Source organism: Streptomyces sp. NPDC058985, assembly GCF_042740985.1.
Lineage (GTDB): Bacteria > Actinomycetota > Actinomycetes > Streptomycetales > Streptomycetaceae > Streptomyces.
The window spans coordinates 1-20,831 of the sequence record NZ_JBHYJX010000029.1 but is presented as its reverse complement, the minus strand read 5'-3'; the positions used below and the strand labels follow the sequence as shown (position 1 = coordinate 20,831).

General features: G+C 72.6%; 18 protein-coding genes. 11 read left to right on the top strand and 7 right to left on the bottom strand.

Annotation, left to right across the window (positions count from 1 at the left end; genetic code table 11):
- Nucleotides 1-99: 99 nt before the first annotated feature.
- From ACFW01_RS23775 to ACFW01_RS23765, 3 genes are read left to right on the top strand one after another with little or no spacing between them, the layout of a single operon-like run.
- Complete coding sequence (locus tag ACFW01_RS23775) at nucleotides 100-1,107, top strand: NTP transferase domain-containing protein (RefSeq protein ID WP_234956667.1); 1,008 nt, start codon at nucleotides 100-102, stop codon at nucleotides 1,105-1,107.
- Entirely contained in the window at nucleotides 1,107-2,576 is a 1,470-nt protein-coding gene (locus tag ACFW01_RS23770; protein ID WP_384506382.1) for a molybdopterin molybdotransferase MoeA, read from the top strand. The genes ACFW01_RS23775 and ACFW01_RS23770 overlap by 1 nt, the downstream gene beginning before the upstream one ends.
- Nucleotides 2,573-3,670 (top strand): potassium channel family protein, encoded by a 1,098-nt coding sequence (locus ACFW01_RS23765; RefSeq protein WP_384506379.1) that lies wholly within the window; start codon nucleotides 2,573-2,575, stop codon nucleotides 3,668-3,670. The genes ACFW01_RS23770 and ACFW01_RS23765 overlap by 4 nt, the downstream gene beginning before the upstream one ends.
- Nucleotides 3,671-3,715: 45 nt before the next feature.
- Here ACFW01_RS23765 and ACFW01_RS23760 read toward each other — a convergent pair whose 3' ends face one another.
- Together ACFW01_RS23760 and ACFW01_RS23755 are read right to left on the bottom strand one after the other, a co-directional pair.
- A complete protein-coding gene (locus ACFW01_RS23760) occupies nucleotides 3,716-4,564 on the bottom strand; it encodes an ABC transporter permease (RefSeq protein WP_234956516.1) in 849 nt (282 codons plus the stop codon).
- Complete coding sequence (locus ACFW01_RS23755; RefSeq protein ID WP_234956517.1) at nucleotides 4,561-5,589, bottom strand: ATP-binding cassette domain-containing protein; 1,029 nt, start codon at nucleotides 5,587-5,589, stop codon at nucleotides 4,561-4,563. The genes ACFW01_RS23760 and ACFW01_RS23755 overlap by 4 nt, the downstream gene beginning before the upstream one ends.
- Before the next feature lie 162 nt (nucleotides 5,590-5,751).
- Here ACFW01_RS23755 and ACFW01_RS23750 point away from each other — a divergent pair, with 162 nt between their 5' ends.
- On the top strand, nucleotides 5,752-6,735 hold the full coding sequence (locus ACFW01_RS23750; protein WP_384506375.1) for an NAD(P)H-quinone oxidoreductase: 984 nt from the start codon (nucleotides 5,752-5,754) through the stop codon (nucleotides 6,733-6,735).
- Nucleotides 6,736-7,139: 404 nt separating this feature from the next.
- Here ACFW01_RS23750 and ACFW01_RS23745 read toward each other — a convergent pair whose 3' ends face one another.
- The gene (locus ACFW01_RS23745; protein ID WP_384506373.1) at nucleotides 7,140-7,919 is read right to left on the bottom strand and encodes a hypothetical protein; all 780 of its coding nucleotides are present in this window, start codon (nucleotides 7,917-7,919) and stop codon (nucleotides 7,140-7,142) included.
- A 161-nt stretch (nucleotides 7,920-8,080) separates the two neighbouring features.
- On the opposite strand from ACFW01_RS23745, the gene ACFW01_RS23740 reads away from it, so the two are divergent.
- Nucleotides 8,081-8,620 carry a bacterial proteasome activator family protein gene (locus ACFW01_RS23740; RefSeq protein WP_234956520.1) on the top strand — a complete coding sequence of 180 codons (540 nt, stop codon included), beginning with the start codon at nucleotides 8,081-8,083 and terminating at the stop codon, nucleotides 8,618-8,620.
- Between the two features lie 103 nt (nucleotides 8,621-8,723).
- Here ACFW01_RS23740 and ACFW01_RS23735 read toward each other — a convergent pair whose 3' ends face one another.
- Nucleotides 8,724-10,385, bottom strand: a complete 1,662-nt coding sequence (locus tag ACFW01_RS23735; protein ID WP_384506370.1) for a protein kinase — start codon at nucleotides 10,383-10,385, stop codon at nucleotides 8,724-8,726.
- Nucleotides 10,386-10,733: 348 nt separating this feature from the next.
- Here ACFW01_RS23735 and ACFW01_RS23730 point away from each other — a divergent pair, with 348 nt between their 5' ends.
- Complete coding sequence (locus tag ACFW01_RS23730) at nucleotides 10,734-12,329, top strand: protein kinase (RefSeq protein ID WP_384506367.1); 1,596 nt, start codon at nucleotides 10,734-10,736, stop codon at nucleotides 12,327-12,329.
- A gap of 16 nt (nucleotides 12,330-12,345) precedes the next feature.
- Here the strand turns inward: ACFW01_RS23730 and ACFW01_RS23725 are convergent, their stop codons facing one another.
- Nucleotides 12,346-12,753 carry a pyridoxamine 5'-phosphate oxidase family protein gene (locus tag ACFW01_RS23725; protein WP_234956523.1) on the bottom strand — a complete coding sequence of 136 codons (408 nt, stop codon included), beginning with the start codon at nucleotides 12,751-12,753 and terminating at the stop codon, nucleotides 12,346-12,348.
- A 107-nt stretch (nucleotides 12,754-12,860) separates the two neighbouring features.
- A complete protein-coding gene (locus ACFW01_RS23720; protein ID WP_234956524.1) occupies nucleotides 12,861-13,517 on the bottom strand; it encodes a response regulator transcription factor in 657 nt (218 codons plus the stop codon).
- A gap of 323 nt (nucleotides 13,518-13,840) precedes the next feature.
- Here ACFW01_RS23720 and pdhA point away from each other — a divergent pair, with 323 nt between their 5' ends.
- From pdhA to ACFW01_RS23705, 3 genes are read left to right on the top strand one after another with little or no spacing between them, the layout of a single operon-like run.
- On the top strand, nucleotides 13,841-15,085 hold the full coding sequence (gene pdhA, locus ACFW01_RS23715) for a pyruvate dehydrogenase (acetyl-transferring) E1 component subunit alpha (RefSeq protein ID WP_384506363.1): 1,245 nt from the start codon (nucleotides 13,841-13,843) through the stop codon (nucleotides 15,083-15,085).
- A gap of 1 nt (nucleotide 15,086) precedes the next feature.
- Nucleotides 15,087-16,067 carry an alpha-ketoacid dehydrogenase subunit beta gene (locus ACFW01_RS23710; RefSeq protein WP_234956526.1) on the top strand — a complete coding sequence of 327 codons (981 nt, stop codon included), beginning with the start codon at nucleotides 15,087-15,089 and terminating at the stop codon, nucleotides 16,065-16,067.
- 19 nt (nucleotides 16,068-16,086) lie between these two features.
- Nucleotides 16,087-17,499, top strand: a complete 1,413-nt coding sequence (locus ACFW01_RS23705; protein WP_384506474.1) for a dihydrolipoamide acetyltransferase family protein — start codon at nucleotides 16,087-16,089, stop codon at nucleotides 17,497-17,499.
- A 52-nt stretch (nucleotides 17,500-17,551) separates the two neighbouring features.
- On the opposite strand, the gene ACFW01_RS23700 is transcribed toward ACFW01_RS23705, so the two are convergent.
- On the bottom strand, nucleotides 17,552-18,535 hold the full coding sequence (locus ACFW01_RS23700) for a D-alanyl-D-alanine carboxypeptidase family protein (protein WP_234956527.1): 984 nt from the start codon (nucleotides 18,533-18,535) through the stop codon (nucleotides 17,552-17,554).
- Between the two features lie 206 nt (nucleotides 18,536-18,741).
- On the opposite strand from ACFW01_RS23700, the gene ACFW01_RS23695 reads away from it, so the two are divergent.
- Nucleotides 18,742-19,392: a GntR family transcriptional regulator gene (locus tag ACFW01_RS23695; RefSeq protein WP_234956528.1), complete on the top strand. Its 651-nt coding sequence runs from the start codon at nucleotides 18,742-18,744 to the stop codon at nucleotides 19,390-19,392.
- On the top strand, nucleotides 19,389-20,708 hold the full coding sequence (locus ACFW01_RS23690; RefSeq protein ID WP_384506358.1) for a nitrate/nitrite transporter: 1,320 nt from the start codon (nucleotides 19,389-19,391) through the stop codon (nucleotides 20,706-20,708). Before ACFW01_RS23695 ends, ACFW01_RS23690 begins: the two co-directional genes overlap by 4 nt.
- The last annotated feature ends 123 nt before the right edge of the window (nucleotides 20,709-20,831 follow it).

Genomic DNA, 20,831 nt, shown 5'->3' with positions numbered 1-20,831 from the left:
CCCCATACTCGGGGGGTGACCGCCTACGAGCCCCCCGGCGATCCCGGCGCCGGCACCGACCCCGCGCCGGGCGCCGGCCCCGCCGGGTACGACGCCGTCGTGCTCGCGGGCGGGGCCGCCCGGCGGCTCGGCGGTGCCGACAAACCCGGCCTGCGCGTGGGCGGGCGCGCGCTCCTCGACCGGGTGCTCGCCGCCTGTGCCGGAGCGCGCACCACCGTCGTCGTCGCCGACCCCCGGCCCACCGCACGCCCGGTGACCTGGGCCCGCGAGGACCCGCCGGGTGGCGGACCGCTCGCCGCCCTCGCGGCCGGACTGCGGCACACCACGGCCGAGTACGTCGTCGTGCTCTCCGCCGACCTGCCGTTCCTGGGCGAACCCACCGTCGCCCGGCTGCTGTCGGCGCTCGCCGCGAGCGAGGCGGACGGTGTGCTGCTCACCGACGCCGACGGCCGCGACCAGCCCTTGGTGGCGGCCTATCGCGCCGCCGCGGTACGCCGCGAACTCGCCGCACTGGCAGGGGACCGGGCAGGCCGGGGGGCGCGCGAGGAACCGGCGGATCGCGAGAACCGGGCCGATCGCGAGAACCGGTCCGGCGGGGAAGACGTCGTGGGCCGCGAGGACCGGTCCGGCCGGGCAGACCCCGCGAGCCGTGAAGGCCGGGCAGCTTCGGCGGGCCGCGAAGGCCGGGAGGACCCCGGCGGCCTTCCGGATCTCACGGGGATGCCCCTGCGCCGCCTCACCGGCGCCCTCCGGCTCGACCGGGTCCCCGACGCCGTCGCCTCCTTCGACTGCGACACCTGGGACGACATCGCCACCGCAAGGGCACGCATCAGGGAGCATGGTCACGTGTTGGATGAATGGATCTCCGCAGCCAAGGACGAGCTGGGCATCGACCTCGACGTCGACACCGGCCTCCTGCTCGACCTCGCGCGTGACGCCGCCCACGGAGTGGCCCGGCCCGCGGCCCCGCTGACCACCTTCCTCGTCGGCTACGTCGCCGGACGGGCCGGGGGAGGTCCCGAGGCGGTCGCCGAGGCCGCCCGCAAGGCCGCGGCCCTCGCCCAGCGCTGGGCGGACGAGGCCAACGACGCCCGCCCGGAGGCCTGATGGCCTCCCCCGGCACATGGGCCGACGAGGAAGACCTCGACGTCGAGGAGGCGCTCGCCCTCGTGAAGGAGAACCCCGGCCGCCCGCACGGCCACCCCGGCCCTCCGCACGGCGATCCCGGCCATCCGCCCGGCCGTCCCGCACATTCCCACGGCGACCCCGGCCAGACGGCGGCTCGCGCCACACCCGGCAGCCGGCACGACGCCTCGAACGGCCCCGGCGGGCACACTGGGCCCCCCGACTCCCCCACGTCCCAGCACCACGCGACACCCTGGCCCGAGGCCCGGTCGGCCGCCGAGCGCGCCGCCCGCTCCGCCGCCCGTGCCGCCCGCCGCACCCCGGTCTCCGTGCCGCTCGACGCGGCCCTCGGCCTCACGCTGGCCGCACCCCTGACCGCCCTCACCGACCTGCCGTCCTTCGACACCTCCGCGATGGACGGCTGGGTGGTCGCCGGTCCGGGCCCCTGGACCGTGCGCGACGAGGGCGTCCTGGCCGGACACGCGGAGGCCCCGCCCCTGACCGACGGCGAGGCCGCTGGGATCGCCACCGGCGCCCGCGTCCCCCCGGACACCACCGCCGTACTGCGCACCGAGCACGGCCGCACCGACGACCGGGGCCGGCTCCACCCCACCCGCGAGGTCGTCCACGGCCAGGACATCCGCCCGCGAGGCCAGGAGTGCCGCAGCGGCGACCAGTTGCTGCCCGTCGGCACCCTCGCGACCCCGCCCGTGCTGGGCCTCGCGGCGGCCGCCGGGTACGACACCCTCACCACGGTCCCCCGCCCCCGCGTCGACGTCCTCGTCCTCGGCGACGAACTGCTCACCGGGGGCCTCCCGCACGACGGCCTGATCCGGGACGCGCTCGGCCCGATGCTGCCGCACTGGCTGCGCGCGCTGGGCGCCGAGGTCCGCACCGTCCGCCGCATCGGCGACGACGCCGAGGCGCTGGAACGTGCCGTCACGACCTCCGACGCCGACCTGATCGTCACGACCGGCGGTACCGCCGCCGGGCCCGTCGACCACGTCCACCCGACCCTGAGCCGGATCGGCGCCGACCTCCTCGTGGACGGCGTCAAGGTGCGCCCGGGACACCCGATGCTGCTGGCCCGCCTCAAGGACGACCAGCACCTCGTCGGGCTGCCCGGCAATCCCCTGGCCGCCGTCTCCGGACTGCTCACCCTCGCCGAGCCGCTGCTGCGCACGCTCGCCGCCCGCCCGGCGCCCGAGCGGTACACGCTGCCGTTGCGGGACGCGGTGCACGGGCACCCCTACGACACCCGGCTCGTCCCCGTCGTGCTGCGCGAGGACGGCGCCGCGCCGCTGCACTACAACGGCCCGGCCATGCTGCGCGGCATCGCGGCCGCCGGCGCGCTGGCCGTCGTACCCCCGGGCGGAGCGCGGCCGGGTCAGGAGGCGGAGTTGCTGGACCTGCCCTGGGCCACCGCCGGAATCGGAGTGTGTTTCACGTGAAACTTCCGGGCCAGGACGCGATCGCCCGCCAGGCGGACGAGCATCTCGTGACCCACCGGGTGAAGCTCCCCAGGAAACTGGTGGAACACCCGATCCGCCAGGTCGGCAAGCGGCTCTCCCTGGCCCTGGTGGTGCTGGTCGCGACGGCGTTCATCGTCTACGCCGATGCCGACGGCTACAACGACAACTCGGACGGCTCGGTCGATCTCCTCGACGCCTTCTACTACGCCACCGTCACCCTCTCCACCACCGGGTACGGCGACATCACACCCGTCAGCGACGCCGCCCGGCTGACCAACATCTTCGTCATCACGCCCCTGCGTGTGATGTTCCTGATCATCCTGGTCGGCACCACGCTGGAAGCCCTCACCGAGCGCACTCGGGAGGAGTGGCGCCTGAACCGCTGGAGGTCCACCTTGCGCGATCACACCGTCGTCGTCGGTTTCGGCACCAAGGGGAGGTCGGCGATTCAGACCGTCTGCGCGACCGGCCTGCGCAAGGAGCAGGTGGTGGTGGTCGACCCGAGCGGGAAGGCCATCGAGGCCGCGACGGCGCACGGCTACGCCGGCGTGATAGGCGACGCGACGCGCAGTGACGTGCTCAACCGCGCCGAGCTGTTCCGCGCGAAGCAGATCATCATCGCCACCCAGCGGGACGACACGGCCGTACTGGTGACGCTGACGGCCCGGCAGATGAACCGGGGCGCGAAGATCGTGGTCGCGGTCCGCGAGGAGGAGAACGCGCCGCTGCTGAAGCAGTCCGGCGCCGACGCCGTGATCACCAGCGCCAGCGCCGCGGGCCGGCTGCTCGGGCTCTCGGTGCTCAGCCCCGCCGCCGGCATGGTCATGGAGGACCTGATCAGCCAGGGCAGCGGACTCGACCTCATCGAGCGGCCCGTCATAAAGTCCGAGGTGGGCAAGAACCTGCGCGAGGTGAGCGACCTGGTGGTGAGCGTCCTGCGGGGGCACCGGGTGCTGGGGTACGACGACGCGGCCGTCGGCGGGCTGGAGCTGACGGACCGGCTGATCACGATCGTGCGGGCGACGCCGTCCACCCAAGTGGCGCCCGACGCCCGCCCGCTGCCCCGCGACTGAAGGGGGCCCCGCGACTGACGCGGCCCCCTCGCGCTTGCGGACCCGCTACTTGCGGTTGTAGAGCCGCATCGTGACCGGGCCGAAGACCAGCAGGAGCGCGCCCGCCCAGCCCAGCGTCCAGGCGATCTCGACGCCGGGCCACTCGCCCGCCATCAGACCGCGCACCGCGGACGCGAGGTGGGTGATCGGGCTGTTGTTGACGAAGGCCTGGAGCCAGCCCGGCATGGTCTTCGGGTCGACGAAGACGTTGGACAGGAAGGTGAGCGGGAAGATCACCATCATGCTGACGCTCATCACCGACTTCTCGGTGCGCAGCATCAGCCCGAACATCGTCCAGATCCACGAGAAGGCGAACGAGAAGACCAGCAGCAGCGCGATGCCGGCGACCACGCCGACGAACCCGCCGTCGGGCCGGTAGCCGAGCAGCAGGCCCACCGCGAGCATCACGACGGACGCGATGGTGTAGCGCAGCGCGTCGCCGAGCAGGTAGCCGACCATCGCCGAGGGCCGCCAGATCGGCAGCGAGCGGAAGCGGTCGAAGACGCCCTTCTCGATGTCGACGTTCACCGAGATGCCGGTGTACATCGTGATCATCACGACCGACATCACGAGGATGCCCGGCAGGACGAACTGGATGTAGTCGCCGGGCGAACCCGCCAGCGCACCGCCGAAGAGGTACGTGAACATCAGCAGGTTCATGATCGGGAAGGCGGTGACGTCGAAGAGCTGCTCCGGCACGTGCTTGATCTTGAGGATCGCGCGCCAGCCGAACGTCACGGACGTGGACAGGGCACTGGGCCGGGGCGGGCGCTCCTTGGCCACCAGCAGCGCCGCCAGGGACTCGGCGCTGACCGGGGAGAGCTCCTTGCTCTCGGGGCTCGTGGCCGTGCTCATGCTGCCACCTCGTCCTTCTTGTCGGTGCCGGAGCCGGCGTCGGGGCCGGTGCTCTGGCCGGTGTCGTGTCCGGTCAGCGCCAGGAAGACCTCGTCGAGGCTGGGCTGTCCCAGGGAGAAGCTGTCGACGGTGATGCCGGCCCGTGCCAGCTCACCGAGCGCCTTGGCGGCCTGGTCGGCGGCGGTGTCGCTGGCCGCCGCGCTGAGGCGCGCGCTCAAGGCCACCGGGTCGGGCTCCGGCTGCACCTCGGCGACCAGCAGGTTCCGCAGCAGCCGCTCGGCCTCCGGGCGCTCCTCGGCGTCCCGCAGCCGCAGATGGACGGAGCCGGCGCCGACGGACGCCTTCAGCTCGCCCTTGGTGCCCTCGGCGATCACCTTGCCCTTGTCGATCACGGCGATCCGGGACGCCAGCTGGTCGGCCTCGTCGAGGTACTGCGTGGTCAGCAGCACGGTGGTGCCCTGGGCGACGACCGCGCGCACGATGTCCCACACCTGGTTGCGGCTGCGCGGGTCGAGGCCGGTGGTGGGCTCGTCCAGGAAGAGCAGGTCGGGGGTGTTGAGGATGGACGCGGCGATGTCGATGCGCCGCCGCATGCCGCCGGAGTAGTGCTTGACCTGCTTCGCCGCCGCGTCCGTCAGCCCGAAGGCCGCCAGCAGCTGCTCGCCCCGCTCCCGCGCGGCCGCCTTGCCGTGACCGAGGAGGCGGCCCAGCAGGATCAGGTTCTCGGTGCCGGTGAGGTCCTCGTCCACGGAGGCGTACTGACCGGTGAGGCTCACCCGGCTGCGTACCTCGTCCGCCTCGTGCACGACGTCACGGCCGAAGACCCGGGCCTGGCCGGCGTCCGGGCGCAGCAGGGTGGCGAGCATCTTCACCGTGGTGGTCTTTCCCGCGCCGTTCGGTCCGAGGACGCCGTAGACCGTGCCGGCGGGCACCGAGAGGTCCACCCCGTCCACGGCCCGGGTCTCACCGAACGTCTTCACCAGTCCCGCGGTCTCGATCGCGGGGTCGGACGTGTGCGTGCTCATGCTGGTGGTCCTTCCGCCTTCTTGGGCTACGCATGGGGAGACCTTTACCGTCGCGCAAACTCATCGGTCGCGCGAAGGGATTTCCGCGGGGACGGTCCCAAAGTCGCAGGGCGCTCGGTCCGGGGACCTGGGCACGGGGGACCAGAGGAGTAGCGTCGCCCCATGCATGCGATCACGATTTCCGAACCCGGCGGCCCCGAGGCGCTGGTCTGGACCGAGGTCCCCGACCCGGTGCCCGGCGACGGCGAGGTCCTGGTCGAGGTGGCGGCCAGCGCCGTCAACCGCGCCGACATCATGCAGCGCCAGGGGTTCTACGATCCCCCGCCCGGCGCCTCCCCGTACCCCGGCCTGGAGTGTTCCGGGCGGATCTCCGCGCTCGGGCCCGGCGTGTCCGGGTGGGCCGTCGGCGACGAGGTGTGCGCGCTGCTCGCGGGCGGCGGCTACGCGGAAAAGGCCGTCGTCCCGTCCGGCCAGCTGCTGCCGGTGCCTGAGGGCGTCGGCCTCAAGGAGGCGGCGGCGCTGCCCGAGGTGGTCTGCACCGTCTGGTCGAACGTCTTCATGGTCGCCCACCTGCGGCCCGGCGAGACCCTCCTCGTGCACGGCGGCTCCAGCGGCATCGGCACCATGGCGATCCAGCTCGCCAAGGCGGTGGGCGCGCGCATCGCCGTGACGGCGGGCACCCCGGAGAAGCTGGAGCGCTGCGCCGAACTGGGCGCCGACATCCTGGTCAACTACCGGGAGCAGGACTTCGTCGCCGAGCTGAAGGAGGCGACGGGCGGCGCGGGCGCCGACGTGATCCTCGACAACATGGGGGCCAAGTACCTGGACCGCAACGTCCGGGCCCTCGCGGTGAACGGCCGGCTGGCGATCATCGGTATGCAGGGCGGCCGGAAGGGCGAGCTGGACATCGGCACGCTCCTCGCCAAGCGCGCCGCCGTGAGCGCGACCTCGCTGCGGGCCCGCCCGCCGGAGGAGAAGGCGGCCATCGTGGCCGCCGTACAGGAGCACGTCTGGCCGCTGTTCGCCGGACGCCACGTACGCCCGGTCGTCGACCGCGAACTGCCGATGAGCGACGCCGCCGACGGCCACCGGGTGGTGGAGGAGAGCGGCCACATCGGCAAGGTGCTGCTGGTCACCGGGGCGTAGGCCTTCCGGCGGGTCGGGTCGCTGGGCGGGCGCGGTGCGTGGGGTCTGCGGCGGGTGGGGTCGCTGGGCGGGCGCGGTGCGTGGGGTCTGCGGCGGGTGGGGTCGCTGGGCGGGCGCGGTGCGTGGGGTCTGCGGCGGGTGGGGTCGCTGGGCGGGCGCGGTGCGTGCGGCCTCCGGCGGATCTGGTCGCCGGAATGCCACGTCGCCTTGTCGGCGCCGGATCATGCCGCAGACGCCGGTGGGCGTGCTGGGCCCCGGGTCCGGGGCACCATCCGCCGGGTCGGGGCGCTGGGCCCCGCGTCCGGGGCACCATCCGCCGGGCCGGCCCGCGGGGCACGGGCGGCGCCGTGATCCGCGGGCGGGCCGTGATCTGCGGACGGGCCGTGATCGGCCATGGCGTGGGCCTACCCCCGGCGCAGGCGCAGGCCCACGAAGGCGAGGGCCAGGCCGAGGCCGATGAGGACCAGGCCGCTGCCGAGGGGGAGGACCCGCAGCACGGGTTCGGTGGCGGCGGCACGCGTGCCGGTCCCGGCCTGGGACCCGGACGGCGAGGCGGAGGGCACCAGGGCGGCCTCGCCGGGCGGCTCGGCGGTGGCCGGGTCCTCGGCGGGGCCGTCGTGGTCGCCCCGCGCCCTGCGGCCGGCGTCCTCGTGGGTGCGGCCCTCGCCCGGCCTCCACTCCCCGGCACGGCCGGGCCGCTGCCTTCCCTCGCCCGGCACGCTCCCCGCCCGGGACGGCTCGGCCGTGGAGGCGGCGGGGGCCGCCGAACGCGCCGAGGCGCCGGACTTCGAGGGCGAGGCCGTGGTGGAGGGCGTGGCGGAACCGTGCGCCCTGCCGTCCCCCGGCCGGGACTGCCCGGCGGAAGGCGCCGCGGGACCGGCCTCAGGCCGCTCAGGCCGCTCAGCGCGCTCCGGGCGGCCGGGGCGCTCGTGCCCGCCGGACTGCCCGGGACGTCCGTGCCCGCCCCGCCCGTCCTGGTCCCCGGCGCCGTCCGGGCCGTCGGCGGCCGCCCCCGGCACCGCACCGTGCCCCGGTCCCGAGGGGGACGGAGCAAAGGCGGCCCCCACCGCCGCGAACCCGGCGACGCCGTGCGCCGGCCCCACCCCGTACGGCGACACCAGCGCGCCGATACCCAGTGCACCGACCAGTCCCGTCGCTCGCAGTGTGCGCAGCCATGGAGTCACGTCCGTGACCCCCTCCCGGTGTAACCCGTCGTGGAAAATCGACGGAACAAGCCTCACACCGGGCGGCGATTCCGGCATTTCGGGCGGAGCCGAACGCGGTGCGGCACCTTTGGGCGGGGGCACCGCCCGGCCGCCACGCACCGGTGCGCGACAATGGCGGCATGGAGATGCCGAGGAACGACAGGTCGCCGGAGAACCCCCAGATCCTGGTCGTCGGCCAGGACGGAATGGCGCTGGGCGGCGGCGGGGACGACGACTCCCGGGAGGTCCCGGTGACCGAGCAGGTGGAGCAGCCGGCCAAGGTCATGCGGATCGGCAGCATGATCAAGCAGCTGCTGGAGGAGGTGCGCGTCGCGCCCCTGGACGAGGCGAGCCGGGCCCGGCTCAAGGAGATCCACGCCAGCTCGGTGAAGGAGCTGGAGGACGGGCTGGCCCCGGAGCTGGTCGAGGAGCTGGAGCGGCTCTCGCTGCCCTTCACGGACGGCGCGACCCCCACCGACGCGGAGCTGCGGATCGCGCAGGCGCAGCTGGTCGGCTGGCTGGAGGGCCTGTTCCACGGCATCCAGACCACGCTGTTCGCCCAGCAGATGGCCGCGCGGGCCCAGCTGGAGCAGATGCGCCGCGCCCTGCCGCCGGGGGTCGCCCCGGACGGCGAGGAGCCCCCGCAGCCGGGCGGCCGCTCGGGCGGCCCCTACCTCTAGTCCGACACCCTCTGGTCCGACACCTCTGGTCCGACACCTCTGGTCCGATCGTGCGAGGGGCCCCGCAGCAACGGCTGCCGGGCCCCTCGCGTGCCTCAGGCGCTCACTCGGAGGCCGGGTTGCCCGTCGAGACCTTGAGCTGGATCTCCGGCATGTCCTCCGGGTCGACGTCCGTGCCGGCCGCCGGGAACTGGTCCCGGATCGAGCCCTCGCCGTACGTGTTCTCGTCGACCTCGACGACCTTCATCTGCCAGCCCGCGGCGTTGAAGCACTCCTTGACCGAGCCGATGTACTTGAACGTGAAGTCCGGCACCTTGATCTTGTCGGGGTCGTTGTACGACTCCTCCGGCTCGGTGCACTCGTCCTTCTCTATGGTCTTCGCCTTGTCCGGCCCGCGGTATCCCGCCGCCTTCGACGCCGAGACGGAGGCGCTGGGGGAGTCGCCGCCCTGCGGGTCCTCACCGCCGCCGCCGTTCATCAGCAGCGCGCCGACCAGTCCGCCGACGGCCACCACGGCGACCACGATCGAGCCGATGATCACCGGCTTGTTGTTCCTGCCCCCGCCCGCGCCGCCGGAGGCCGGGGCCGACGGCGTCAGGTTGTACGGCGGCGGGGTGGACGCGCCCTGCTGGCCGTGCTGCCCGTGCTGCCCGTACGGGGCGGGCGTCTGGTAGCCGCCCTGCTGCGGATAGCCGTAGGCGGCGGGCGAGTGCGTGGCGGGTGCCGGGCCGCCGTACGGGTTCGGGGCCGGGGTCGGCTGGTACGGCGTCTGGACGGGGCCGGTGGGGGCCGGGGTGCCCTGGTCGACCGGCGGGAACACCGCGGAGCCGACACCGGCGCCGCTCGCCGCCGCCGCGCCCGGCACGATGCTCGGCGGGGCGGCGTGGAAGGACTGCGCCACCCGCAGGCACTCGTCCCGCATGGCCTCGGCGCTCGGGAAGCGTTCGTTCGGGTTCTTCTTCAGGGCGCGGGCCACCAGCGCGTCCACCGCCGGGGGCAGCGACCGGTTGACCGAGGAGGGGGCGACCGGCTCCTCCTGCACGTGCGCGTACGCGATGGCCAGCGGCGAGTCCGCGTCGAACGGCAGCCGCCCGGTGACCAGTTGGAACAGCATGATGCCGACCGAGTACAGGTCGGAGCGGGCGTCCACGCCGCGGCCGAGGGCCTGTTCCGGCGAGAGGTACTGCGGGGTGCCGACCACCATGCCGGTCTGCGTCATCGAGGTGACGCCGGACTGCATGGCGCGGGCGATGCCGAAGTCCATGACCTTGACCACGCCGCGCTTGGTCATCATCACGTTGCCCGGCTTGATGTCCCGGTGGACCAGGCCCATCTCGTGGCTGATCTCCAGGGCCGCCAGCACGTCCGCGGTGATCTTCAGCGCCTTGTCGGCGGGCATCGCGCCCTGCTGCCGGACGTCCTCGTCGAGCACCGAGCCCAGCGGGCGGCCCTCGACGTACTCCATGACGATGTACGGCGTCGTCATGGAGTCCAGCTCGTCCTCGCCGGTGTCGAAGACCGAGACGATGTTGGTGTGCGTGAGCTTGGCCACGGCCTGGGCCTCGCGGCGGAAGCGCTCACGGAAGGCCTGCTCCCGGCCCAGCTCGGTGTGGAGCGTCTTGATCGCGACCTGGCGGTCGAGGACCGAGTCGTACGCCAGGTGCACGGAGGCCATACCGCCCTCGCCGAGCAAGTCGCGCAGCTGGTAGCGGCCGCCGGCGAGCGCGCGCCCCGCGTACCGGCCCTGTCCGGCGTCCTGGCTCATGTCTCTGCGTCCCCCATAGGCGCCGCGGCGCCGGTGGCAGCAGGCCGCGCGCTCGTGATCGAAAGTGCTATTCCCGGCCAAGTCTGCCCGAGGGCACTGACACGTCAAGCGCGGTGCCCGTTCCGTGACCGTACGCGAAAGAAGCGTCGCGGAAGCGTTACAGCCGCCGTACCGCCGGTACACAGAATTTGCACGACAGTGAGGAACCAGGGTTTCATGACCGGTCCGTCTCATGTCCGGTCCCGGCCCCCCATCCCGGACCGGAGGCCGCCGCGGAGCCTGTAGCGTGGCCGACGGAGACCGTAACAACACCGCGCGCACCGCGGGCAGAAACGACGGCGAGGACTGATGGCACAGCAGCAGCGCGCCCAGGGCCCGTCCGATCCCGAGGCGAATGGCGGCGGTATGGCTGACGCGCCGGAGACCTGGGGCAACGGCGGCCTGGTCGGCGACGGCCGTTACCGGCTGACCCGCAGACTCGGGCGGGGCGGCATGGCCGAGGTGTTCGCCGCCGAGGACGTCCGCCTGGGCCGCACCGTGGCGGTCAAGCTGCTCCGTGCCGACCTGGCCGAGGACCCGGTCTCCAAGGCGCGCTTCACGCGCGAGGCGCAGTCGGTGGCCGGCCTCAACCACCACGCGATCGTCGCCGTGTACGACTCCGGCGAGGATTTCGTCGGCGGCCAGTCCGTGCCGTACATCGTGATGGAGATCGTCAAGGGCCGCACCATCCGCGACCTCCTCCTGAACGCCGAGGCGCCCGGCCCCGAGCAGGCGCTGATCATCGTCTCCGGTGTCCTGGAGGCGCTCGCCTACTCGCACCAGCACGGCATCGTGCACCGCGACATCAAGCCCGCCAACGTCATCATCACCAACAACGGCGCGGTGAAGGTGATGGACTTCGGCATCGCCCGCGCCCTGCACGGCGCGTCCACGACGATGACGCAGACCGGCATGGTCATGGGCACCCCGCAGTACCTCTCCCCGGAGCAGGCCCTCGGCAAGGCCGTGGACCACCGCTCCGACCTGTACGCGACGGGCTGCCTGCTCTACGAACTGCTCGCGCTGCGCCCGCCGTTCACCGGCGAGACCCCGCTGTCCGTGGTCTACCAGCACGTCCAGGACATCCCGACGCCGCCGTCCGAGGTCTCCGACGCCACCCCGCCGGAGCTGGACGGCCTGGTGATGCGCTCGCTGGCCAAGGAGCCCGACGACCGGTTCCAGACCGCCGAGGAGATGCGCGGGCTGGTCCAGTACGGGCTCCAGATGCTCTACGAGCAGGGCAGCCACACCGGTACCTGGAACACCGGCCCGGTCACGGCGCACGACGGCCGGCAGACGCCGGCGGCCGGTCTCGCCGGCACGTCGGTGATGCCGAACCCCGGCCACGGCGCGTCGGGCACCCAGCAGATCCCGCAGCCGATCCTGCCCGGCCGCTACGGGGGCGACGACGGAGGCTTCGAGGGCAGCGGCAACAAGGGCAGCGGCCGCGGCAAGCTGTGGATACTGGCCGTCCTCGCGGTCATCGCCATCGCGGCCGGCGTCGCGCTGGCCCTGAACAACGGCGACGGCGGCAAGGGCGGCACCGACACGGACAAGAGTCCGTCCGCCAGCGTCTCGGAGAGCACCGGCGACGAGTCGCCCAGCCCGTCGCCCAGCGACGAGGAGACGCAGGAGAGCACCGACCCGGGCACGGACCAGGGCAGCGGCGGGGGCGGCACGGGTGGGGACTACACCCCGTCGTACTCGCCTTCCTACACCCCGTCGCAGAGCGAGACGCAGGACCCGACCGGCGACCCGACGGGTGACCCGACCGGCGACCCGACGACACCGACGGGTGACCCGACCACGGATCCGACGACGCCGACGAGCGATCCGACGGGCGGTCCCACGGGTGGCTCCGGCGGAGGCGAGAACACCGAGGACCCCGAGAACCCGGGCGAGTGATCACCGCGGCACCGGCTCACAGGGTGCCGACGGTGCCCTCCGTGACGTGCACCGAACCGAACTGCGGCTCGATCCGCAGATAGACCGGGTCGAACGGCTCGCCGTCCACCCGGCGCGGTGCGGGCCCGAACCGCTCGACCTCGGCGGCGCTCGGCTCGTGCGCCTCGCACCGGCCCACCACCTGCGCCGTCCACAGGCTCTCGCCGGGCCCGGCGGTGCTCAGGTTGTCGGCGCCGTACGCGACGACGCTGCCGGCGCAGACCTGGTGGTAGCCGCAGCTCCTCGGCATGCGCAGCAGGACCCGGGCGTCGGCCACGATGTGGCGCGCGAAGGCGAGGAAGGGCAGGGCGCGCATGGTCGTGGCGGCACGGCCGTAGGCGGTGCGGGCGAGCAGGCCTACGGCGTGCTGTGCGTCGGTGGGCATGCACTCACTGTGCGCGAGCGGAAGCGGCGGCGACAGAGTCGCCCGCCCCGGCAGGGGGGGACGTAAGTCCCGATTGGGGCGGCTCAGCGGCTCAGCGGCTCAGCGGCTCAGCGGCTCTCCGCGTCGAGGCGGGCCACGAAGGCCGCCGCCTGGGAACGCCGCTGCATCCCGAGCTTGGCCAGCAGACTCGACACGTAGTTCTTGATCGTCTTCTCCGCCAGGTGCAGCCGCTCGCCGATCGCGCGGTTGGTCATCCCCTCGCCGATCAGCTCCAGGATGCGGCGCTCCTGGTCGGTCAGGCGGGCCAGCCGGTCGTCGGGCTTGGCGCCGCCGTCGCGCAGCCGCTCCAGCACCCGCGCGGTGGCCGCGGGGTCGAGCAGCGACTTGCCGGCCGCCACGCCGCGTACGGCGCTCAGCAGCTCGGCGCCCCGGATGTCCTTGAGGACGTAGCCGGAGGCGCCCGCCATGATCGCGTCGAAGAGGGCCTCGTCGTCGGCGAAGGAGGTCAGCATGAGGCAGCGGACGGTCTCGTCCCGGGAGCGGATGTCGCGGCACACCTCGACGCCGCTGCCGTCGGGCAGCCGGACGTCCAGCACCGCCACGTCCGGACGGGTGGCCATGACCCGGGCCGCGGCGTCGGCCACCGTGCCGGCCTCGCCGACCACCTCGATGTCGGACTCGCCCGAGAGCAGATCGTGCACCCCCCGGCGCACCACCTCGTGGTCGTCGAGGAGGAATACCCGGATTTTTCCGTCTTCGCGCACGCGGTCAGTCTCACACACCGACTCTTCCCGTGCCCGGGGTGGCCGGGATAACGTGCCGTTGTTCCGGCCCCCTGCGAGGCTGTGACCAGGACAACTTCCGCACTTCGCCGATTTACTTGGAAATCCGAGTAAAAACGCAGGTCAGGAGGGGTTTCACAGAAATGTGGAGCACTGGGTAACGTGCTGTTCGCAGGGCGCTCGCCGGGGCACCTGTCACGCCTGTCCCCCGATCGGGCCGCACCCACCCTCGTGCGACCGCCGGGAACAGGTGAGCCGCACTGGCTTCCGGCGAACCCGGGGGTCGGACCGACGGAGGAGCACACGTGACCGAGAGCACTGCCGCGCGCAAGCCGCGACGCAGCGCCGGAAGCAAGGCGGCCGGCACCACCGGCGCCCAAGCCGACATGACCGGCGTCAAGCGCACCGCACGCAACACTCGCACCACCCGCACCGCTGCGAAGAAGGGCTCCGAGACGGAGCTGGTGCAGCTGCTGACCCCCGAGGGCGAGCGCGTCGAGCCCGCCAAGAACTCGCCGTACGCCGAGTACGCCTCGTTCGTCGACGGCATCACCCCCGACGAGCTGCGCGGCCTGTACCGCGACATGGTGCTCACCCGGCGCTTCGACGCAGAGGCCACCTCCCTGCAGCGCCAGGGCGAGCTGGGCCTGTGGGCCTCGCTGCTCGGCCAGGAGGCCGCCCAGATCGGCTCCGGTCGGGCCACCCGCGAGGACGACTACGTCTTCCCGACCTACCGCGAGCACGGTGTCGCCTGGTGCCGCGGGGTCGACCCGACCAACCTCCTCGGGATGTTCCGCGGTGTGAACAACGGCGGCTGGGACCCCAACGGCAACAACTTCCACCTGTACACCATCGTGATCGGCTCGCAGGCGCTGCACGCCACGGGCTACGCGATGGGCATCACCAAGGACGGCGCGGACTCGGCCGTGATCGCCTACTTCGGCGACGGCGCCTCCAGCCAGGGCGACGTCAGCGAGGCGTTCAACTTCGCCGCCGTCTACAACGCCCCCGTGGTGTTCTTCTGCCAGAACAACCAGTGGGCGATCTCCGAGTCCAACGAGAAGCAGACCCGGGTGCCGCTCTACCAGCGCGCCCAGGGCTTCGGCTTCCCCGGCGTCCGCGTCGACGGCAACGACGCGCTGGCCTGCCTCGCGGTCACCCGCTGGGCACTGGAGCGGGCGCGGCGCGGCGAGGGCCCGGCGCTCATCGAGGCGTACACGTACCGCATGGGCGCCCACACCACCTCGGACGACCCCTCCCGCTACCGGCACGACGACGAGCGTGCCGCCTGGGAGGCGAAGGACCCGATCCTGCGTCTTCGCCGCTTCCTGGAGGCCGCAAACCACACGGACGAGGGATTCTTCGCGGAACTGGAGGCGGAGAGCGAGGCGTTGGGCAAGCGAGTGCGCGAAGTGGTCCGTGCCATGCCGGACCCGGACCGGTTCGCCATCTTCGAGAACGTGTACGCGGACGGGCACGCGCTCGTCGACGAGGAGCGAGCCCAGTTCGCCGCCTACCAGGCGTCGTTCGCCGAGGCAGAGGGGGTCTGACATGGCAGCGGAAAAGATGGCGCTGGCCAAGGCGATCAACGAGTCGCTGCGCCGCGCACTGGACTCGGACCCCAAGGTCCTGATCATGGGCGAGGACGTCGGCAAGCTCGGCGGTGTCTTCCGGGTGACCGACGGCCTCCAGAAGGACTTCGGCGAGGACCGGGTCATCGACACCCCGCTGGCCGAGTCCGGCATCGTCGGCACCGCCATCGGCCTGGCCCTGCGCGGCTATCGGCCGGTGGTGGAGATCCAGTTCGACGGTTTCGTCTTCCCGGCCTACGACCAGATCGTCACCCAGCTGGCCAAGATGCACGCGCGCTCGCTGGGCAAGGTCAAGATGCCGATCGTCATCCGCATCCCCTACGGCGGCGGCATCGGCGCGGTCGAGCACCACTCCGAGTCCCCCGAGGCGCTGTTCGCGCACGTGGCGGGCCTGAAGGTGGTCTCCCCGTCGAATGCGGCGGACGCCTACTGGATGATGCAGCAGGCCATCCAGAGCGACGACCCGGTGATCTACTTCGAGCCCAAGCGGCGCTACTGGGACAAGGCCGAGGTCAACCGGGAGGCCATCCCGGGCCCGCTGCACACCGCGCGCGTGGTGCGCGAGGGCGGCGACCTCACGCTGGCCGCGTACGGCCCGATGGTGAAGCTCTGCCAGGAGGTCGCCGACGCGGCGGCCGAGGAGGGCAGGTCGCTGGAGGTGGTGGACCTGCGGTCCATCTCCCCGGTCGACTTCGACACGATCCAGGCGTCGGTGGAGAAGACCCGCCGCCTGGTCGTGGTCCACGAGGCACCGGTGTTCCTGGGCTCGGGCGCGGAGATCGCCGCCCGGATCACGGAGCGCTGCTTCTACCACCTGGAGGCCCCGGTGCTGAGGGTCGGCGGCTACCACGCCCCGTACCCGCCGGCGCGCCTGGAGGAGGAGTACCTGCCCGACCTGGACCGGGTGCTGGATGCCGTCGACCGCTCGCTGGCGTACTGAGGAGGGGAGCGTGACGACGATGACGGACAGCTCCGTGCGTGAGTTCAAGATGCCCGACGTGGGTGAGGGGCTCACCGAGGCCGAGATCCTCAAGTGGTACGTCCAGCCCGGTGACACGGTCACCGACGGGCAGGTGGTGTGCGAGGTCGAGACGGCCAAGGCCGCCGTCGAGCTGCCCATCCCCTACGACGGCGTGGTCCGCGAGCTGCACTTCCCCGAGGGCACCACCGTCGACGTGGGCACGTCGATCATCGCGGTCGCCGTGGGCGGCGCGGCGGCCGAGGCCCCCGTACAGGAGGCGGCCCCGGCCGCGGCCGAGGAGGCGCCGGCCGACGCGGAGGAGAAGAAGCCGGAGGGCCGCCAGCCGGTCCTGGTCGGGTACGGGGTCTCCACCTCCGCGACCCGCCGCCGCCCCCGCAAGGGCGCACAGCCCCCGGCCGACCGGCAGGCCCCGGCGGCGGCCGCGATCCAGGCCGAGATGAACGGCCATGGGAACGGCCCGGCACCGGCCGCCGCGCCGCTCCCCGGTGAGCGCCCGCTGGCCAAGCCGCCGGTGCGCAAGCTGGCCAAGGACCTCGGTGTCGACCTGGCGACCGTGGTGCCCTCCGGCCCGGACGGCATCATCACGCGCGAGGACGTGCACGCGGCCGTCGCACCGGCCCGGCCGGAACCGCAGGCGGCCCCGGTGGCGGCTGCCCCGGCACCGGTGGCGCCGGCGTCGCACGACACCGCGCGAGAGACTCGGATCCCGGTCAAGGGTGTCCGCAAGGCGACGGCGGCGGCGATGGTCGGCTCGGCGTTCACCGCGCCGCACGTCACCGAGTTCGTGACGGTCGACGTGACGCGCACGATGAAGCTGGTCGAGGAGCTGAAGCAGGACAAGGAGTACGCGGGCCTGCGCGTGAACCCGCTCCTCCTGATCGCCAAGGCCCTGCTGGTCGCGATCAAGCGCAATCCGGACGTCAACGCCTCCTGGGACGAGGCGGCGCAGGAGATCGTGGTCAAGCACTACGTCAACCTGGGCATCGCCGCCGCGACCCCGCGGGGCCTGATCGTCCCGAACATCAAGGACGCCCACGCCCAGACGCTGCCGCAGCTGGCGGGGTCCCTGGGCGACCTGGTCTCGACGGCCCGCGAGGGCAGGACCAGCCCGGGTGCCATGCAGGGCGGCACGGTGACCATCACCAACGTCGGCGTCTTCGGCGTCGACACCGGCACGCCGATCCTCAACCCCGGCGAGTCCGCGATCCTTGCGGTCGGCGCGATCAAGCTCCAGCCGTGGGTGCACAAGGGCAAGGTGAAGCCGCGTCAGGTGACCACCCTGGCCCTGAGCTTCGACCACCGCCTGGTCGACGGCGAACTGGGCTCCAAGGTCCTCGCCGACGTGGCGGCGGTCCTGGAGCAGCCGAAGCGGCTGATCAGCTGGGCATAGCCGGGAAGCACCGGGCCGCGCGTCCCCGCCCGGGACGCGCGGCCCGGTCCGGTCAGAGCTTGCCGAAGCCGTAGTTCATGAGCTTGGTGGCGTCGGCCGCACGCTGGCTGGACGACGTGGACGCCAGCACCGTGCCGATGACGGTCTTGCCCTTCCGGGTCGCCGCGAAGACCAGGCAGTACTTGGCCTCCGGGCCCGAGCCCGTCTTCAGGCCGATCGCGCCGCTGTAACTGCTCAGCAGCGTGTTGGTGTTGGTCCAGGCCGCCATGGTGCGGGTGCCGCCCGTCTTGGTGACCGTCTTCGCCGTGTACTTCTTGGTCTTCACGATCGTGCGGAAGGCCGAACTCTTCATCGCGCTGCTCGCGAGCTTCGTCAGGTCGCGCGGCGTGGAGTAGTTCTTGCCGTTGCCGATGCCGTCGAACGAGTCGAAGTGCGTGTTCTTCAGGCCGAGGCTCTTGGCGGTGGAGTTCATCTTGCCGATGAACGACTTCACCCGGGCCGCTCGCGTACTGCCCGTGCCGAACTTGTCGGCCAGCGCGTACGCCGCGTCGCAGCCGGACGGCAGCATCAGCCCGTAGAGCAGCTGCCGGACCGTCACCTTGTCGCCGACGATCAGGCGGGCGGAGGAGGCGTTCTTCGACACGATGTAGTCGCTGTACGCCATCTGGATCGTGACCTTGGCGTCCAGGTTCAGATTCGGCTGCGCGAGCACGACCTTGGCGGTCATGATCTTGGTCGTGGAGCCGGTGGAGCGCTTGGTGTCGGCGGCTTTGGTGTACAGCGAGGCGCCGTTCGCGTCGTTCATCACGAAGCCGCCCTTGGCGGCGATCGACGGCGCCGGGGCGGCGGCGCGGACGCCGTTGGCCTTCCACGAGTGAGTGGGCTGGGAAACGGTGCGCACGCCGCCGGCCTTCCACCCGTGCTCGGCGGCCTGGGCGGGTGCGGAGGCGAGGGCGCCGGTCGCGAGGACGACGCCGCCGGTCAGCGTGACGGCGACGGTTCTGCGGGAACGGCTGCCCAGAATGCTGTTTATCAAGTCAAGTACCCCGATTGTGGTGAATTCCCCTGAGGTGCGGCCGGGTTGCGGTCGGTACGGATGGGGCCGCGCCTGTGCGACTCGTGAATAGCACGGAAGGTTGCTCTGCGGCAGGGGTGGGGTGAAGGGTCCCCCTGATAGGTGACCGCACGTCCGCATGCTGGACCGCCCCCGTCTTGCGTCCCTGTTGTATCTATCCTGTCGGCATGACCACGGCAGTGAAGCAACCCCCCGCGGCGGACCGCGTCTACACCCACGTCAAGCAGGGTGTCCTGGAGCGCCACTACGAGGGCGGGACGCTGCTCACCGAGGGCGAGCTGGCCGAGGCCGTGGGCGTCTCCCGCACGCCGGTGCGCGAGGCCCTGCTCCGGCTGGAGGTCGAGGGCCTGATCCGGCTCTACCCGAAGAAGGGCGCCCTGGTCCTGCCCGTGTCCGCCCAGGAGATCGCGGATGTGGTGGAGACCCGGCTGCTGGTCGAGGAGCACGCGGCCAGGAAGGCCGTACCCGCACCGCCGGGCCTCGTCGAACGGCTGGAGGAACTGCTCGCCCGGCAGAAGGAGCAGGCCGCCGCCGGGGACTTCGTCGCCGCCTCCGTCACCGACCGCTGCTTCCACGCCGAGATCGTCCGCAGCGGCGGCAACGAGATCCTCTCCCGCCTCTACGACCAGCTCCGCGACCGCCAGCTGCGCATGGGCGTCGCCGTCATGCACTCGCATCCCGACCGGATCGCCAAGACCCTCACCGAGCACAAGGAGATCCTCGACGCGCTGCGGGCGGGGGACGCGGAGGCGGCGGTCGGTGTCGTCGGCCGCCACGTGGGCTGGTTCTCGAACCTGGCGCGGGGGGAGGTCCGATGAGCACGGCCACCTCGGCCGGGCGGGCCGGGCCCGCACTGCCGGGCGATCCGCCGGGCGGCCGGCGCGCGCTGGCCGTCTGGGGCATCGGCGTCTCCGTCTACTTCGTCGCCGTCATCTTCCGCACGTCGCTGGGCGTCGCGGGCCTCGACGCCGCCGACCGCTTCCACGTCAACGCCTCGGCGCTGTCCACCTTCTCCATCCTCCAGCTGCTGGTCTACGCCGGTATGCAGATACCCGTCGGCCTGCTGGTCGACCGGCTCGGCACCAAGCGGGTGCTGGGGATCGGCGTGGTGCTGTTCACGGCCGGTCAGCTCGGCTTCGCCTTCTCACCGTCGTACGGGATGGCGCTCGCCTCGCGGGCACTGCTGGGCTGCGGCGACGCGATGACCTTCATCAGCGTGCTGCGGCTGGGCACCCGCTGGTTCCCCGCCCGCCGGGGGCCGATGGTCGCCCAGCTCGCCGGTCTCGTCGGCATGGCGGGCAACCTGGTCTCCACCCTCGTCCTCGCCCGGCTGCTGCACGGCGTCGGCTGGACGGCCGCGTTCGCGGGCAGTGCGCTCGCCGGTGGGGTGGTCTTCGTCCTGCTGCTGCTCTTCCTGAAGGACCATCCCGAGGGGCACGAGCCGGAGCCGGTGCCGCATCAGGGGGCCGCGTACGTCCGGCGGCAGATCGCGCAGTCCTGGCGGGAGCCGGGGACGCGGCTGGGGCTGTGGGTGCACTTCACCACCCAGTTCCCGGCGATGGTCTTCCTGCTGCTGTGGGGCATGCCGTTCCTGGTCGAGGCGCAGGGGCTGTCCCAGGCCACGGCCGGCACGCTGCTCACCCTGGTCGTGGTGTCCAACATGACCGTCGGCCTGGTCTACGGCCAGATCATCGCCCGGCACCACACGGCGCGGCTGCCGCTGGCGCTCGGCACGGTGGGCGCGACGTCGGTCCTGTGGGCGGTGACGCTGGCCTACCCGGCCGACCACGCGCCGATGTGGCTGCTGGTCGTGCTCTGCACCGTGCTCGGGGCGTGCGGGCCGGCGTCGATGATCGGCTTCGACTTCGCGCGGCCGGCCAATCCGCCGGAGCGGCAGGGGACGGCGTCCGGGATCACGAACATGGGGGGCTTCGTGGCGTCGATGACCACGTTGTTCGCGGTGGGGGTGCTGCTGGACGCGACGGGGGACGACTACGGCATCGCGTTCTCGTCGGTGTTCGTCTTGCAGGCGCTCGGGATCACGCAGATCCTGCGGCTGCGGAAGCGGGCGGCGCGGCGGGAGCGCGAGCGGTTGGTCGCGAGTCGGGTGGAGACGGTGCACGTTCCTGTGTAGGCGTCCGGCGTGCGTGCGTGCGGGCCGGCTGGGGGCTGCCGCCCCCAGACCCCCGCTTCGGCCTGAACGGCCTCGTCCTCAGACGCCGGTCGGGCTGGAAAAACTCACTGCGTCACCGTGATG

Coding starts and splice junctions, on each gene's coding strand:
- ACFW01_RS23770 (WP_384506382.1), top strand. CDS start 1,107: ATGGCCTCCCCCGGCACATGGGCCGACGAGGAAGACCTCGACGTCGAG.
- ACFW01_RS23760 (WP_234956516.1), bottom strand. CDS start 4,564: ATGAGCACGGCCACGAGCCCCGAGAGCAAGGAGCTCTCCCCGGTCAGC.
- ACFW01_RS23755 (WP_234956517.1), bottom strand. CDS start 5,589: ATGAGCACGCACACGTCCGACCCCGCGATCGAGACCGCGGGACTGGTG.
- ACFW01_RS23750 (WP_384506375.1), top strand. CDS start 5,752: ATGCATGCGATCACGATTTCCGAACCCGGCGGCCCCGAGGCGCTGGTC.
- ACFW01_RS23740 (WP_234956520.1), top strand. CDS start 8,081: ATGGAGATGCCGAGGAACGACAGGTCGCCGGAGAACCCCCAGATCCTG.
- ACFW01_RS23735 (WP_384506370.1), bottom strand. CDS start 10,385: ATGAGCCAGGACGCCGGACAGGGCCGGTACGCGGGGCGCGCGCTCGCC.
- ACFW01_RS23730 (WP_384506367.1), top strand. CDS start 10,734: ATGGCACAGCAGCAGCGCGCCCAGGGCCCGTCCGATCCCGAGGCGAAT.
- ACFW01_RS23725 (WP_234956523.1), bottom strand. CDS start 12,753: ATGCCCACCGACGCACAGCACGCCGTAGGCCTGCTCGCCCGCACCGCC.
- ACFW01_RS23710 (WP_234956526.1), top strand. CDS start 15,087: ATGGCAGCGGAAAAGATGGCGCTGGCCAAGGCGATCAACGAGTCGCTG.
- ACFW01_RS23705 (WP_384506474.1), top strand. CDS start 16,087: ATGACGGACAGCTCCGTGCGTGAGTTCAAGATGCCCGACGTGGGTGAG.
- ACFW01_RS23695 (WP_234956528.1), top strand. CDS start 18,742: ATGACCACGGCAGTGAAGCAACCCCCCGCGGCGGACCGCGTCTACACC.
- ACFW01_RS23690 (WP_384506358.1), top strand. CDS start 19,389: ATGAGCACGGCCACCTCGGCCGGGCGGGCCGGGCCCGCACTGCCGGGC.